This is a genomic window from Micromonospora sp. NBC_01405 (assembly GCF_045040155.1).
Taxonomy (GTDB): Bacteria; Actinomycetota; Actinomycetes; order Mycobacteriales; family Micromonosporaceae; genus Micromonospora.
This window is the reverse complement of record NZ_CP109532.1, coordinates 2,586,756-2,600,995: the sequence shown is the minus strand read 5'-3', so window position 1 is coordinate 2,600,995 and position 14,240 is coordinate 2,586,756. Positions and strand designations below refer to the sequence as shown.

Below are 14,240 nucleotides of genomic sequence, written 5' to 3'. Positions count from 1 at the left end.
CTCGGCAGGGACCCCTTCCGCGCGCCTCAGACCCGGACGGTCGGGGGGAGCGGCTCCGGCGGGAGGCCACCGTCGCCGTCGACCACCTCGTCGGGAGTCCCGTCCTCGTCGATGTCGACCATGGTGATGTCCACCTTGCCGTCGCCGTCGGTGTCGAACTGGAACAGGTCGGCCCGACCGTCGCCGTCGGTATCGACGATCCAGACGTCGGTCTTGCCGTCGTTGTTGGTGTCCGCGCGGAGCAGGTCGACCCGCTCGTCCCCGCGGGTCTCCACCGTCGCCGGGTTCTCCACACTCTCCGGTGCCTGGCTCATGTTCCGGTCCTTCCCTCGGTTGACGGCGCAGTACCCGGTTCGGCGTGCCCCCACGCATGCCGCCGATGCCCGTGCTGCATAGGGTCGCACCCATGAGCCAGCGGAGCGGGCGGCCCGGCGCGGCGGAGACCCCGCATGCCACCGTGCGCAGCGAGGAGACGTCATGAATCGTTTTGTCGTCGTCGGGGCCGGCACGATGGGCCTGGGCATCGCCTACGTGGCGGCCGGCGCGGGATACCACGTCGAACTCGTCGAGGTCGACGCCGACCGGGCGACCGCCGCAGAGGCGCGGCTCGGCGAGCTGTGGGACCGGGCCGTCCGGCGGGGGAAGCTCGCCGCGGACGAGGCGGCAGCGCACCGGGGGCGGGTGACGCTGGTCGCCTCCCTCGGTGCCGTCGCGCCCGAGCCCGACGTGGTCGTGGAGGCCGTGCCGGAGCGGCTGGAGCTCAAGCGCGCCGTCCTGCGGGCCGCCGCCGCGCTGCGCCCCGCGCTGCTGGGCAGCAACACCTCCAGCATCTCCATCGGGGAGCTGGCAGCCGGGCTGGACCGGCCGGAACGCTTCGTCGGGCTGCACTTCTTCAACCCCGTCTGGGCCATGACACTGTTGGAGGTCGTGGTCGGCGCGGACACCGCCGAGGAGACCACTGCGGCGGCCGTCGCGCTCGCCGGCCGGCTGGGCAAGGACCCCGTCGTCGTACGCGATCTGCCCGGCTTCGCCACCTCCCGGCTCGGGGTGGCCCTCGGGCTGGAGGCGATCCGGATGGTCGCCGACGGGGTGGCCGACCCGGCCGACATCGACAAGGCGATGGTGCTCGGCTACCGGCACCCGGTGGGCCCGCTGGAGCTGACCGACATGGTCGGGCTGGATGTCCGGCTGGACATCGCCCGCACCCTTCAGACCGCCTACGGGGACCGGTACGCGCCGCCGCCGTTGCTGGAGCGGATGGTCGCCGACGGCAGGCTGGGCAGGAAGTCCGGGTGGGGCTTCTACCGCTGGGAAGGTGGCGAGAAGCGGTGAGCGGGCTGCGGATCGACGAGCGGCCGGACCGTCTGGTGGTGACGCTGGACCGGCCGGAGAAGCGCAACGCGATCGACGCCGACCTGATCGGTGAGCTGCACGACGTCTGCGCCGATCTGGAGGCGCGGCCCCGCCTGCTGCTGCTCACCGGCGGCGCGGAGGGGATCTTCGCGGGCGGGGCGGACATCGCCCAGCTCCGCGAGCGGGGCCGGCTGGACGCGCTCGCCGCGATCAATTCCGCCGCCTTCGCCCGGATCCGGGCGTTGCCGATGCCCACCGTCGCGGCCGTCGACGGCCCGGCGCTGGGCGGTGGCGCTGAGCTGGCGTACGCGTGCGACCTGCGGGTGTGTACGGCGCGCGCCGTCTTCGGTCAGCCGGAGGTGCGGCTGGGCATCCTGGCCGGCGCGGGCGCGACCCACCGGCTCCCGGCGCTGGTCGGCGAGGCCCGGGCCAAGGAGCTGCTGTTCACCGGCCGCCGGGTGGATGCCGCGGAGGCGCTGCGGATCGGGCTGGTCAACCGGGTGGTGGACGAGCCCGCCGAGCTGCTGCCCGCCGCGCACGGGCTGCTCGACGAGATCGCCAAGGGCTCCTCCCTGGCGCTGCGGCTGACCAAGCTGGCCGTGGACGCACCGCCGGCCGCCCACCCGCACCTCGACCTGGTCAGTCAGGCGGTGCTCTTCGAGGACGAGGAGAAACGGCGGCGGATGACCGAGTTCCTGGAGCGCCGCCGGCCCCGCTGACGGCGCGTCGCAGCCGAGCCCGGTGCGCCGGATGCGCGGCGGCCGCCCCCGCGAGTCTGCCGGGGCGGCCGTCGGGCGTCGGGTCAGTGCCGGATCTGCACCCCGGAGTCGGCGAGCGCCCGGATCACCTGCGCGGACTCGGCGAAGCCGATGACCAGCACGGCGTCCGCCTCGTACTGCTTGATATCCCGGGCCCCGGCGGTGAAGTCCAGCGGCGGCGCCTTCGCGTCGGCCGGCGGATCGTACGTCAGCAGCTTCACCCGGTCGCTGCCGATGCCGGCCCGCTCAAGCTCGGCGCGGACGTTCTCCTGAAGGCCCTCGCCGTAGGAGTCCTTCCGGGCGACCAGCACGATCTTGTGTGGCCCGTCCCGCAGTATCACGTCCGCCAGCGCCCGCCCCTGGAGGCTGTCCGGCGGTGCGGTGCGGAAGTAGAGGCCCTTGTCCTCCACCGAGGTCAGCCCCGCGTCCGTGTTGGACGGTGCGAACAGCACCCGGCCGGCGGCGACCACGTCCGGCAGCACGGCGCGGGAGATGCCCGAGGCGCCGGCGCCGATGATGACGTGCGCGCCGTCCCGGACGTGCTTGGCCACGACGGCCTTCGCGACGTCCGGGTTGGTGCCGTCGTCGCCGTCGAGCCAGACCACCGGCTCGCCGAGCACCCCGCCCGCGGCGTTGACCTCCTTGACCGCCAGGGCGGCCCCGGCGGCCAGCGGCGGGTAGGCCAGAGCCAGGTCGCCGGTGCGCGGTAGCAGGCCGCCCAGGACCAGTGGCGCCGAGGGGACCTTCCCGCCGCGCTGCCTGTACGGCCGGGGCGGGTTCTTGGTGCTCGCGGCCGACTCGTCACCGGCGCCGACGAACTCGGTCTTGCCGTCGTCGATCTTGCGGTCCCCGAAGGTGAGGGTGGCGTAGCTGGCCGTGGCCGGCTCCCCGGCGTCGGTGAACCCGGCCCGGTTGAGCGACACTCCCCGGTACTCGATGTCCTGGCCGGCACGGGCCAGCTTCAGGCAGTCCACCGCCTTCTCGCACCGCTGGCCGTTGTTGGTGACGCCGACGATCTGCTTGGCGATCCCCGCCGGTTCGGTGCTGCCGGCAAGCTGCGTGGCCAGCGCCGTGATCACCACCGCGTCGTATGCCTCGGCCGCGTAGAGGTAGTCGTTGAGCTTCGGATAGACGGACCGGAGTCGGCTCTTGAAGGCTTCCGGCAGCGGCGTGAGCGGGGTCGTGCCCTTCATGCCGTCGATCAGATCGGCGCGCTCCTTCAGCTCCGCGGCGTACCCATTGATCATGTTGCCGTCGATGCCGTAGAGGCGGACCTGTGTGGTGGTGGTCTCCTCTGACTTGCCGGTGCCGCAGGCGGCACCGGCAAGGAGCAACGCCCCGCAGGCCACCAGGGCGGCGGCGCGCGAGCCGTGTGATACGAACATGGTCGTCCTTCCTCCGGCGAAGGTCCGCTGCGCACATTAGCGTGCCAGGCTGGGCTGCGGGGATGTGGAGCCCGGTCAATTGCCTGCTAGCCGCCCAGGCGCACGCAGGGTCACCGGGTCGACGCTCTCGGGTGGTCACGGGTTGACCACCCGTCGTACAGTGCGCCGAGTGACGGACGTACCGCAGCAGACGCTGGACGACGCGACCGCCGTGCTCCACTCGGCCCTGGCCGGAGACGGCGACGCGGTGGTGGGTGCCTTCGACGAGGTGGTCGACCGGGCCGGCCTCGCCGGGGCGTACGGGGTGGCCTGGTGCCTGGCGGCCACGATGGTCGGGGACGTGCCCGCTCCCGGCGGCGCGGAGCTGGACTTTCCCGGCATCGACGAGGCCGGCTACGACACCCGCTGGGTGGCCCGCTTCGTCAGCGCGTACGCCAACGCCGACGCCGACACCGGGGAAGCGCTCTTCGGCGCGGCGGTCGCCGACGGCCTGCTGCCGGATTGCCTGCTCACCCTCGCCGGCTCGACGGTGGCCACCCTGCGCAGCCGGGCCGCCTGACGCCCCGGCGCCGACCCGGGTGGCCGGGCGCCGGGGCGCCGCCGCTCAGAACGCGTGGTACGCGACCAGCGGCTCGTACTCGTAGCGCAGGTTCGAGAAGCGGACCCGGAAGTTCACCCCGTCCCGGACGTTGGTGGCCACCGTGATCCACCCGGACTTCGCCGGGAGGTAGGTCCAGTAGTTGCAGCTGTTGGTCTTGTCGACGAAGACCACGCAGGCCTGGGTGCCGAAGCTGCTCGCGTTGCGGACGTTGACGTCCGCACAGCGGCTGGTGGCCCGGTAGGTGCCGGCCTCCCCGCCCCAGCTCCCGGTCTGGAAGTACGAACGCACCGCGCCGCCGTAGCAGGTGGCGTCGGTGCCGGCGAGGTTCACCGCGGGTGTTCCCGCGCCGGGACTCGCGGGCGCGGGGGCCGCCTGGGCGGGGGCCGCGAGGGCGAGCAGCGACACCGCTGCCGTCGTCGTGGCCAGTAGGCGGACGACCGGGGATGACATGGGCGCCTCCAAGTGTTGACTGACCGTCCGTACCGGACGGTTGACCAAGGGCAACGATGATACGGGTCGATCGATCTCACCGCTGGCCCGGCGGTGTCCGGGGCGGTGTGATAGCTCTGGTGCATGTCGGAGGTCATGCTCGTCAAGGTGCGCAAGCTGCTGGCGAAGGCCGAGGACCCGGCCTGCACGCCGGAGGAGTCGGCCACGTTCACCGCCAAGGCCACCGAGCTGATCGCCCGCTACGGCGTGGACCGGGCCCTGCTGGCGGCCCGCGACCCGGCCACCGACCCGGTCGGCGACCGGGTGGTCGAGGTCGTCGCCCCGTACGCCCGGGACAAGGCCGGCCTGCTCGCCGCCGTCGCCGCCCCGCTGCGCTGCCGCTGCGTCCGTCGCCGGCACGGCAGCGGCTTCGCGATGCACCTGTTCGGCTTCGCCAGCGACCTGGAGCGGGTCGACCTGCTCTTCACCTCGCTGCTGGTGCAGGCGGCGCACGGGCTGGCCGGGGCGGTCGTCCCGGTGGGGGAGCACCCGGCCGCGTTCCGGCGCTCCTGGCTCGCCGGCTTCGCCCAGGTGGTCGGCACACGGCTGGTCGAGGCGGAGGCCGGGGCGGTCGCCGACTCCGGCGGGACCTCGGTCGCGCTCGTGCTGGCCGACCGCTCAGACCGGGTCCAGCGCCGGGTGGCCGAGGCCTACCCCCGGCTGCGCACCGCCGCTCCGCGCCGGCTCGCCGGCACCGGTTTCGGCTCGGGTGCCGCGGCCGGCCGCAGCGCTGATCTGGGCGGCCAGCGCCTGTCCACCACCCGAACCCGGCAACTTCCCCACTGACCCTGTGGTCGCCTGTCGGGTCAGGGTTGGGTGACTGAGGCCAGGTAACGGGAGAGCAGCTCGTGCCAGCCCGCGGTGAGCGCCTGCCGGTATCCCTCGGCGGCCTCGCCGTGCCGGTCGAAGTGCCGGTGCTCGACCTCCACCCGGGTCCGCTCCGGCCCCTCCGGCAGGAACAGCACCTCCACCTCGCTGGCCTGCGCCGGGTCGGGGGCCGGCACCCGGTCCGGGCCGATCTGCCAGCTGAACACCAGCCGCCGGGGCGGGTCCCAGGTGAGCACGCGGCCCCAGTCGCTCCGGAAGCCGTACGGGCCGATCTCGTAGAGCATGCCTCCGGCGCGTGGCTCAATGCCGAGCTCCGCCAGCGCCGCCGGGCCGGACCAGGTGTACTCCCGGACCCACCAGTCGGTCAGCGCGCCGGTGAACACGGCGAAGGCCCGCTCGGTGGAGGCAGGGATGAGGAGACTGCTGCGCAGCGAGTACCGCGCGACATCCTGTCGGACGTCTGCCGGTTCGGCCATCTCCTGTCCCATAGGCCCGGACCATACCGGCTGATGCCCCAGCGTGCAGCTTCGTGCTTGCCCTGAATCGGACACGGCGCGTCCGGATTGCGGACAGTCGCGATCTGACTCCGGACGCGCCAACTCCGGATACGGGGGCGCGCAACGGGTGAAACGGGCGTTTGGCACCGGACGGGATGGCCTGGGTGCCCACGATCAGGCTGTGGGTGGGGAAGCCTTGACACCGTCACAACGATGGGGCGATGAGTGACCCGGACCCGATGTTGACTGCCGCTCGCCTGGTGCTCGCAGTCGTCAACCTCTTCATGGTCGTGTTCGGCGTTCGCATCGCGGTGCTGCGACGGCCTCCCCTGATCTGGCTTCGTGGCGCGCGCCGGACGGAGCGCCAGCGATCGGAGCCCGTCCGCTTTGGCGGCGGCGTCGCGTTGGTCAACGCGAGCCTGCTGCTCCAGCAGGCACCGTTCCTGATCCCAATGCCCCACGTTCTCGGACGTGCGCTGTTCGCGGTGGCGCTGCTCCTCGTAGTCTGTGCGGCGGGATGGTACTACCTGGTGCGAAGGTAGCGCTCAAGCCACGGGCAACGGTGGCCGATGCGGTGGGAGTGCACACAGCAAGATCCCCACCAGCGTTTCCACTGGTGGGGATCTCTGTAGCCCGGCGAAAGGCTATGTGGCCAGGGGCGGGGTCGAACCGCCGACCTTCCGATTTTCAGTCGGACGCTCGTACCAACTGAGCTACCTGGCCGTGCCGCTCGGCTCATGGTACCCAAGAGGCGGGATCACCGCCGGCAGGGAACCTGCTCCGATACGCAGAACGCCGCGCATGGTACGCGCGGCGATCAGCGCTTGCGGTCCTGACGGGACTTGAACCCGCGACCTCCGCCTTGACAGGGCGGCGAGCACTCCAACTGCTCCACAGGACCTGGCTGGTGTTGCTCCGGCTTGCGCCGGTCGTGCCCCCAACGGGATTCGAACCCGTGCTACCGCCTTGAAAGGGCGACGTCCTGGGCCGCTAGACGATGAGGGCGGCCCCGCCATCATTGCACACTCGCAACTTCTAGCGGACTTGCTCCCATCCGGCCCCGCCGGAGGCTTGGAAAGCATACGTGACGGGCGGCCCGCGAAACAAATCGGTATGGCCGAGGGCCCGCTCGCCCGCAAAACCGCAGGTCAGGGCCGGTTCAACTGAGCCGGACCAGCCCGTAGCGACGCTTCAGGTCGCCGATGAGGTGGGCGCAGGCGGAGATCGTGGCGGCCCGATTCCCGCCGCCGTCGTGCATCAGCACGATCGCGCCGGGCCGGACGGCACCGGTCACCCGACGGGTGATGGTCGGGGCGGAGGGCTTGGCCCAGTCCTGCGGATCGACGCTCCAGTGCAGCGGCCGCATGCCGAGCTGCCGTCCCATCGCCACGACCTCCGGAGTCCACTTCCCGCCCGGCTGGCGGTAGAACGGCACCTTGGCGCCCGGCACCGCCGCCTGGATGGCGCGGTTGGTGCGTACCAGGTCGGCCCGGATCTCGGCGACCGGCCGCCGGCCGAGGTCCAGGTCGTGCCGCCAACTGTGGTTGCACAGTTGGTGGCCCTCCCGGGCGATCCGCGCGACCAACTCGGGGTGCGCCCGGGCCCGGGTGCCGATCACGCAGAAGGTGGCCTTCGCCCCGGCCCCGCGCAACTGGTCCAGGATCTTCGGCGTCCAGACCGGATCGGGCCCGTCGTCGAACGTCAACGCGACCGCCCGCCCGCCGCTGGTCCGGCGCAGCCCGGGCGGGAGCGTGGTGGGCTGCGGGCGCAGCCGTGGCGGGACGGTCCGGGTCGGCTTGGCCGAGGGGCTCGGCTTCGACTGCGGTGTCTGTTTCGGCGATGTCGAGGCCGCCGGTGCGGGGGCGGCCTCCGGGGAGCGGCCGGTCGTCTGCTCGCCGCAGCCGGCGAGGAACAGGATCAGGCTGATGCCGAACGCCAGGGCGGCGCGCTCACTCATCGTCACTCCGAGGGGCCGGGTACGTGGGCCACCCGACGCTAGTGGACGAAACGTGAAAACGGCCAGTGCGGTCAGTCTCCTGTCGGCCGGCCCAGGGAGTCGCGTACCGCGAGGGCGAGCGAGACCGCCTCGGCGAGGTCGACCGGGCGGACCACGCCGGCCGGCAGGGAGTCGGCCCACCAGCCCGGGCCGGCGGCCAGCACCAACAGGGGCCGGCGCGGGCTGGTCAGCAGCACGGTGAGCTGGGCCGGGTCGGCGGTGGCCCGGGTGTGCGACCAGACCACCACGGCGGCCGGCCCGGTGCGGTTGACCGCCTCGACCAGGGCCGCCGCCGGCACCCGGGCACCGAGCATCCGGTACGCCATGCCGGCCTCGGCCAGCGCGGCGGCCAGCGCCTCCAGCGGCAGGGTGTGCTGCTCCTCGTCGGCGCAGGAGAGCAGGATCCGGGCCGGACCGGTGGCCGTCCCAATCCGTGGGACGGTGGCGAACGCCTCGGAGACGCATCGGGACACCAGGTGTTCCACCTCGATCAGCCCGGCCGTGGCGGCGTGCCGCTCGCCGATGCCGACGAGCACCGGCCGCAGGAGCCTGTCCCAGGTGGCGACGACGCCGTCGGCGGCCAGGGCGCGGGCGATCGCCTCGCCGATCGCCACCGAATCCAGCCGCATGGCGGCCCGGGCCAGCCCACGGGCCGCCGGGCCGGCCCGGCCGACCGGGATCGCCTGGCCACCACCGTCGCGGACCCCGACCGGGCGGACCTCGGGGAGGGCATTGGTGGGTACCTCGCCGGTCGGCCCCGGTGCCTGCCGGGCCCAGCGGGCCGCCTCGGCCGGGGTGATCCCCTCCGCGGTCAGCCTGCGCATCGTCTCCAGGCGCGCGAGGTCGGCCGCCGTGTACCGCCGGTGGTGGCCCGGCACGTGCTGGCTGGGGCCGAGTCCGTAGCGCTGGTGCCAGGTGCGCAGCGTGGTGACCGCGACGCCCAGTCGGCGTGCCACGGCCCCCGCGCTCAGCGCCTCATCGGCCACCCGGCCGCTCCGACGCGTCGTCCGCCGGAAGGCCGGCCGGGGCCGCGCTGGGACCGGGGGCGCCCGCCGCCGGCCCGGAGGTACGCAGCAGGCGGTTCACCACCCCGCCCAGCCAGGGCGCGTACGCGCGGGGGTCGACGTCCAGGTCGGTCTCCAGCGTCGCCGGGTCGACCCAGCGCAGCTCGGCCACCTCGTCCGGGTCGGGACGCAGGGGCGCGTCGGCCGGCACGTCGGCGCGCAGCACGTGGTCGTACTCGAACTCGACCTGCCCGGTGGTGGGGTCCTCCGCGTAGTAGACGTACACCCCGACCTCGGTGAGATCGACGGGCCCGGCGCCCAACTCCTCGCCCAGCCGCCGGTTGGCGGCCTCGACCAGCGACTCGCCCGGGGCCGGGTGGCCGCAGCACGAGTTGGCCCAGCGCAGCGGGAACCGGGTCTTGGCGGCGGCGCGGCGTTGCAGCAGCACCCGGCCGTCCGGGTCGACCAGCAGCACCGAGAAGGCCCGGTGCAGCCGGCCCGGCGGTTGGTGGGCGGCAGCCACCGAGGCCTCGCCGTGTGCCCGGCCGTCGTCGTCGACCAGCTCGACCAGGTGGCCCTCCCGGCCGCTCATCGGGCCGGCCCCGTGATGCGGGCGGCGGCCAGCTTGCCGGAGATCAGGACCATCGGTACGCCGACTCCCGGCTGGGTGCCGGAGCCGACGAACACCACGTTGTCGAGCGTCCGATGCAGGTTCGACGGGCGGAACGGGCCGGTCTGGAAGAGGCTGTGCGCCGACGCGAACGGGGTCCCGGCCGCCATGCCCTGCTCGGCCCACTCGGCCGGGGTGACCGCGCGCAGCACCTCGACGCCGTCGCCGAAGCCGACGTATCCGCGCTCCTCCAGCGTCCCGACGAGCTGGTCGGTGTAGCGGCGGGTCAGGTCACCGCGCCAGTCGAACGGGGCCCGGTCGAGGTTGGGCACCGGGGCGAGCACGTAGTAGGTGTGGCGGTCGGCCGGGGCGACCGACGGGTCGGTGCGGCTGGGATTGGTGACCAGCAGCGACGGGTCGGTCATCAGCTCCCCTCGCCGGATCACCTCGTCGAACGTGCCCTTCCAGGACCGTCCGAAGTGGATGTTGTGGTGGGCGATTTTCTCATAGCTCTGCCGCGAGCCGACGTGCAGCACCACGCAGGACGGCGAGTAGGTGAGCCGGCGCTGCCGAGCAGCGGGAAGCAGGTCCCGGTAGGCGACCGGCAGGTCGGGGTTGAGCACCACCACGTCGGCCGGGATGAACTCGCCGTCCGTGGTGAGCACGCCGGTCGCCCGGCCGTTCGCGGTCTGCACCCGGGTCACCGTGGTGCCGTACCGGATCTGCACGCCGTGCTTCTCCGCCGCGCCGGCCATCCCCCGGGAGACCGCGTGGATACCGCCGCGTGGGAAGTAGACCCCGGCCACCGAGTCGAGGTACGCGATGACCGCGTAGATGGCCAGCGCGTCGTGCGGGGCGAGCCCGGCGTACATCGCCTGGAAGGAGAAGATCCGCTGGGTGCGCGGGTCCCGGAAGAACTGGCCGATCTTCGTCTGGAGCCGGCGGAACGCGCCGTTGGCCAGCAGCTTCAGCAGGTTGCCGGTGAGCAGGTCGGTCGGGGCGTCGAGGTTGCGCTCGATGAAGTCCGCCCGCTCCAGTCGCCACAGCTCCCGGGCGTAGTCGACGAAGCGTAGGTACCCGTCGGCCTCCCGGGGGCCGCAGACGGAGGCGATCTCGGCCGCCATCCGGGTGGTGTCGGTGATCACGTCAAGCGTCGAGCCGTCGGGGTAGTACGCCCGGTAGGCCGGGTCCAGCGGCAGCAGCTCGACCCAGTCGCGCAGCTCCTCGCCGACCGCGCCGAGCGCCTCGTCGATCAGGTCGGGCATGGTGAGGACGGTCGGGCCGGTGTCGAACTCGTACCCGTCGACGCCGAGCCGCCCGGCCCGGCCGCCCGGCACCGGCTCCCGCTCGACCACCGTCACCTGCCGGCCGCCGCCGGCCAGGTGCAGCGCGCAGGCCAGCCCGCCGAGCCCGGCGCCGACGACCACCACCTGGTCCGTACGTCCCGTCACGGTCCGCACGTGACCACCTCCTTCGAAATGTCGCTCATCATGCCCGCCGGTCGGTGGCGGCGGTGGCGAGGCCCGTCAGCGCGGTGCGCGCGGTCTCGTCGATCGGCGCGGTGTTCAGCGCGGCCAGCGCCTCGGCGACCCGGTCGGAGATCATCCGCTCGACCCGGGCGACCGCCCCGGTGTCGGCGACCAACTGGGCCAGCCGGGACATCTCCCGGGCTCCGGTGACCGCGCCGGCCCGGTCCAGCGCCCGACGCTGCGTCGGGGTGGCGAACTGTCGGGCCAACATCAGCAGCGCGGTCGGCTTGCCGGTGCGCAGGTCGTCGCCGGCCGGCTTGCCGGTGGCCACCGGGTCACCGTAGACCCCGAGCAGGTCGTCGCGGAGCTGGAACGCCTCACCGACGGCCAGGCCGTAGCGGGTGTACGCGGCGGTCAGCGGCGCGTCGGTGCCGGCACCGGCCAGGCAGGCGCCGAAGAGCAGTGGCCGCTGGACGGTGTAGCTGGCCGTCTTGTAGCGGGCCACCCGCAGCGCCCGGTCCACCGACCAGTTCGCCGCGTCGTTCTCGCCCAGGACGTCGAGGTACTGCCCGGCGATCGTCTCGACCCGCATCCGGTCGTAGCAGTGCCGGACGTCGAGCAGTCGCGCCGGCGGCACGGCGGCGCGGGACATCAGCCGGTCGGCCCAGACCATGCAGAGGTCGCCGATGAGCACGGCCACCGACTCGCCGAACCGGTCGGGGTCGCCGGCGTGCCCGGCGGCGACGTGCCGGGCGGCGGCGGCCCGGTGCGCTGTCGGCCGGCCGCGCCGGGTGTCGGAGGCGTCCATCACATCGTCGTGCACGAGCGCGAACGTGTGCAGCAGCTCCAGGGCCGCCAGCGCCGGCAGCACCGTCTGGAGCGGCTCGTCGCCGCCGGCGCCGCCCCGCCACCCCCAGTATGCGAAGGTCGGGCGGACCCGCTTGCCGCCGGCCAGCACGCAGTCGCGCGCGGTCGAGGCGAAGCCGCCCATCTCCGCGTCGATCTCGGTGAGCGAGGCGACCTCGGCGGCCAGGAACGTCGCGAGGGTGTCGTCCACCCCCTGGGCCAGGTCGTTGGCGAACGCGGCCAGCACGCCGCGGACCGGATCGTCCGTCGCCTCCGGCTGTGCCGGTGCGACGCGGAGGGTGTCACCCACAACTGCGTCGTTGGCCATGTGGGCGAGCGTACCCTAGGGTTACGAGTTGCGTCGATTCCTGCGTCGATAGTCAGAGGAGGGTCAGTGGACACCGACCTCGCCGCCGCCTATGGCCGCTGCCGTGACCTGCACAGACATCATGGCCGCACCTACTATCTCGCCACCCGGCTGCTTCCCGCCTGGAAACGGCGACACGTGCACGCCCTGTACGGATTCACCCGGTACGCCGACGAGATCGTCGACCGCACCGAGGACCTGCCGCCCGCCGAGCGGTCCGCCCGGCTCGACGACTGGTCGGCCCGTTTCCTGGCCGGGCTGCACGGCGCCCCGGTCGACGACCCGCTGCTGCCCGCCGTGCTGCACACCATCGCCGTCTTCGACCTCGACCGGTCCGACTTCGCGTCGTTTCTGCGCAGCATGGCGATGGACCTGACGGTCACCGCGTACCCGACCTACGACGACCTGCTCGACTACATGGAGGGCTCGGCCGCCGTCATCGGCACCATGATGCTGCCGATCCTCGGCAGCTCCGACCCCGCCGCCGCCCGGGAGCCGGCCCGCCAGCTCGGCCTCGCCTTCCAGCTCACCAACTTCATCCGGGATGTGGCCGAGGACCTGACGCGCGGCCGGACGTACCTGCCGGACGAGGACCTGGCCAAGTTCGACGTCACCCGCGGGGACCTGTACACCGCCGCCGCGCGCCGTCGCACCAGCCCGAAGATCCGCGAGCTGATCGAGTACGAGGTGACCCGCGCCCAGGCTCACTACGAGGCCGCCGCCCCGGGCGTCACCCTGCTGTCGCCCGCCTCGCAGGCCTGCATGCGGACCGCGTACGTGCTCTACGGCGGCATCCTCGACGAGGTGGCCGCCCAGGACTACGACGTGTTCACCCGGCGGGCGCTGGTGCCCCGGCGGCGACGGATGGCCGTCGCCGGGCGGGCCATACTCACCCCGGCCGGCACCCCGGTCGTGGTTCCCGGGTCGGGGCTGGCGGTTGGCCGGACCTGAGCCCGGTGCGTCTCGTCACAGGCAGGAGTGCAGGGCCTCCACCAGCTCGTCGACCCGGTCGTGGTCGGCGAGCCGGGCGGTGGCGTACGCGAACGTGTAGCCCCGTTCCGGGTCGGCCCAGGCGCTGCTGCCGCCGATCCCGCCCATGCCCCAGCTCCCGTCCGGCTCCCGCTGCATGCCCAGCGTCCAGCAGGCCCGGCGGCCCAGCACCAGGTCCGGGCCGTCGTACTGGGTCCGGGTCGCCTCGGCGACCAGGTCCGGGCCGAACAGGCGCACCCCGTCCAGGACGCCGCCGGCCAGCAGCCCGGCGTAGAGGCGGGCCAGGGCGGCGGCGGTGCCGTGCAGGTTCACCGCCGGCATCTCCGCGCCCCGCCACAGCGGGCTGTTCAGCACCGCCAGGTCCAGCCCGCCCGCCGGGTTGCCCAGCGCCCGGGCCCGCAGCGACCCCGGCTCGCCCAGCGCCCGGGCCGGCCAGCCCGGATCGGCGTACGACAGCTCGGCGCACCGCCGCTGGTCCGCCGCGTCCAGGCCAAAGGCCAGGTCGAGTCGCCACGGGCCGGCGATCTCCTCGGCCAGGAACCGGCCCACCGGCCGCCCGTCCACCCGCCGCACCAGCTCGCCCACCAGGTGCCCGTACGTCCAGGCGTGCTCGCCCGCGACCGACCCCGGCTGCCACTGCGGCTCGGCGGCGGCCAGGTCGGCGCAGAGCAGGTCCCAGTCGGCGACCGCCCCGGCCGGGCGGGGCACCGGAAACGCCGGCAGCCCGGCGGTGTGGCTGAGCACCTGCCGGACGGTCGCCGGGGCGCGGAACCCCGGCCAGTGGTCGGCGACCGGGTCGTCGAGGTCGAGCCGGCCCCGGTCGACCAGCGCCAGCAGGCACAGCGCGGCCACCGGCTTGCCGACCGAGTACACGTTGACCAGGGTGTCCGGCGCCCACTGCCGCCCCGGCCGGCCGGCGCCGGCGACGAGGTCGACGACCGGCCGGCCGTCGTACCAGACGGCGAGACCGGCCCCCGTCTCCCGGCCGGCGGAGAACAGGTCGTGGAAGCAGTCCCGGACCGGGCCGAAGCGTGGGCGCATCCGGCC

16 protein-coding genes and 3 tRNA genes are annotated in these 14,240 nt (G+C 73.6%); 6 read left to right on the top strand and 13 right to left on the bottom strand.

The window, feature by feature from the left end; translation table 11 throughout:
- Window positions 1-26 precede the first annotated feature (26 nt).
- Window positions 27-314, bottom strand: coding sequence for a hypothetical protein (locus OG559_RS10720; RefSeq protein WP_405114780.1), 288 nt, complete (start codon window positions 312-314; stop codon window positions 27-29).
- Window positions 315-477: 163 nt separating this feature from the next.
- On the opposite strand from OG559_RS10720, the gene OG559_RS10715 reads away from it, so the two are divergent.
- Complete coding sequence (locus tag OG559_RS10715; RefSeq protein WP_405114779.1) at window positions 478-1,332, top strand: 3-hydroxyacyl-CoA dehydrogenase family protein; 855 nt, start codon at window positions 478-480, stop codon at window positions 1,330-1,332.
- Window positions 1,329-2,072: an enoyl-CoA hydratase/isomerase family protein gene (locus tag OG559_RS10710; protein WP_405114777.1), complete on the top strand. Its 744-nt coding sequence runs from the start codon at window positions 1,329-1,331 to the stop codon at window positions 2,070-2,072. Before OG559_RS10715 ends, OG559_RS10710 begins: the two co-directional genes overlap by 4 nt.
- Before the next feature lie 83 nt (window positions 2,073-2,155).
- Here OG559_RS10710 and OG559_RS10705 read toward each other — a convergent pair whose 3' ends face one another.
- Complete coding sequence (locus OG559_RS10705; RefSeq protein WP_405114775.1) at window positions 2,156-3,496, bottom strand: ABC transporter substrate-binding protein; 1,341 nt, start codon at window positions 3,494-3,496, stop codon at window positions 2,156-2,158.
- A gap of 169 nt (window positions 3,497-3,665) precedes the next feature.
- Between OG559_RS10705 and OG559_RS10700 the strand changes: the two genes are divergently transcribed.
- Entirely contained in the window at window positions 3,666-4,055 is a 390-nt protein-coding gene (locus tag OG559_RS10700; RefSeq protein ID WP_405114773.1) for a hypothetical protein, read from the top strand.
- Window positions 4,056-4,100: 45 nt separating this feature from the next.
- Here OG559_RS10700 and OG559_RS10695 read toward each other — a convergent pair whose 3' ends face one another.
- A complete protein-coding gene (locus OG559_RS10695) occupies window positions 4,101-4,547 on the bottom strand; it encodes a hypothetical protein (protein WP_405114771.1) in 447 nt (148 codons plus the stop codon).
- A gap of 123 nt (window positions 4,548-4,670) precedes the next feature.
- On the opposite strand from OG559_RS10695, the gene OG559_RS10690 reads away from it, so the two are divergent.
- Window positions 4,671-5,372 (top strand): DUF2786 domain-containing protein, encoded by a 702-nt coding sequence (locus tag OG559_RS10690; RefSeq protein WP_405114769.1) that lies wholly within the window; start codon window positions 4,671-4,673, stop codon window positions 5,370-5,372.
- 20 nt (window positions 5,373-5,392) lie between these two features.
- On the opposite strand, the gene OG559_RS10685 is transcribed toward OG559_RS10690, so the two are convergent.
- Entirely contained in the window at window positions 5,393-5,902 is a 510-nt protein-coding gene (locus OG559_RS10685; protein WP_396671669.1) for an SRPBCC family protein, read from the bottom strand.
- A 230-nt stretch (window positions 5,903-6,132) separates the two neighbouring features.
- Between OG559_RS10685 and OG559_RS10680 the strand changes: the two genes are divergently transcribed.
- Window positions 6,133-6,453 carry a hypothetical protein gene (locus OG559_RS10680; protein ID WP_405114767.1) on the top strand — a complete coding sequence of 107 codons (321 nt, stop codon included), beginning with the start codon at window positions 6,133-6,135 and terminating at the stop codon, window positions 6,451-6,453.
- Window positions 6,454-6,560: 107 nt separating this feature from the next.
- Here OG559_RS10680 and OG559_RS10675 read toward each other — a convergent pair.
- The 8 genes from OG559_RS10675 to OG559_RS10640 form a co-directional block, all read right to left on the bottom strand.
- Window positions 6,561-6,634, bottom strand: a tRNA-Phe gene (locus tag OG559_RS10675).
- A gap of 104 nt (window positions 6,635-6,738) precedes the next feature.
- Window positions 6,739-6,812 (bottom strand) — tRNA-Asp (locus tag OG559_RS10670).
- Window positions 6,813-6,843: 31 nt separating this feature from the next.
- Window positions 6,844-6,916: transfer RNA gene (locus OG559_RS10665), tRNA-Glu, on the bottom strand.
- Between the two features lie 154 nt (window positions 6,917-7,070).
- Entirely contained in the window at window positions 7,071-7,868 is a 798-nt protein-coding gene (locus OG559_RS10660) for a polysaccharide deacetylase family protein (RefSeq protein ID WP_405114765.1), read from the bottom strand.
- A 71-nt stretch (window positions 7,869-7,939) separates the two neighbouring features.
- Window positions 7,940-8,893, bottom strand: coding sequence for a MerR family transcriptional regulator (locus tag OG559_RS10655; protein ID WP_405114763.1), 954 nt, complete (start codon window positions 8,891-8,893; stop codon window positions 7,940-7,942).
- Window positions 8,883-9,503, bottom strand: coding sequence for an isopentenyl-diphosphate Delta-isomerase (idi, locus tag OG559_RS10650; RefSeq protein ID WP_405114761.1), 621 nt, complete (start codon window positions 9,501-9,503; stop codon window positions 8,883-8,885). The genes OG559_RS10655 and idi overlap by 11 nt, the downstream gene beginning before the upstream one ends.
- Window positions 9,500-10,981, bottom strand: coding sequence for a phytoene desaturase family protein (gene crtI / locus OG559_RS10645; RefSeq protein ID WP_405114759.1), 1,482 nt, complete (start codon window positions 10,979-10,981; stop codon window positions 9,500-9,502). Before crtI ends, idi begins: the two co-directional genes overlap by 4 nt.
- Window positions 10,982-11,009: 28 nt before the next feature.
- Entirely contained in the window at window positions 11,010-12,164 is a 1,155-nt protein-coding gene (locus OG559_RS10640; RefSeq protein WP_405114757.1) for a polyprenyl synthetase family protein, read from the bottom strand.
- A 66-nt stretch (window positions 12,165-12,230) separates the two neighbouring features.
- Here OG559_RS10640 and OG559_RS10635 point away from each other — a divergent pair, with 66 nt between their 5' ends.
- The gene (locus tag OG559_RS10635) at window positions 12,231-13,154 is read left to right on the top strand and encodes a phytoene/squalene synthase family protein (protein ID WP_405114755.1); all 924 of its coding nucleotides are present in this window, start codon (window positions 12,231-12,233) and stop codon (window positions 13,152-13,154) included.
- Window positions 13,155-13,169: 15 nt separating this feature from the next.
- Here the strand turns inward: OG559_RS10635 and OG559_RS10630 are convergent, their stop codons facing one another.
- Entirely contained in the window at window positions 13,170-14,234 is a 1,065-nt protein-coding gene (locus OG559_RS10630; protein ID WP_405114753.1) for a serine hydrolase domain-containing protein, read from the bottom strand.
- Between the last annotated feature and the right edge of the window lie 6 nt (window positions 14,235-14,240).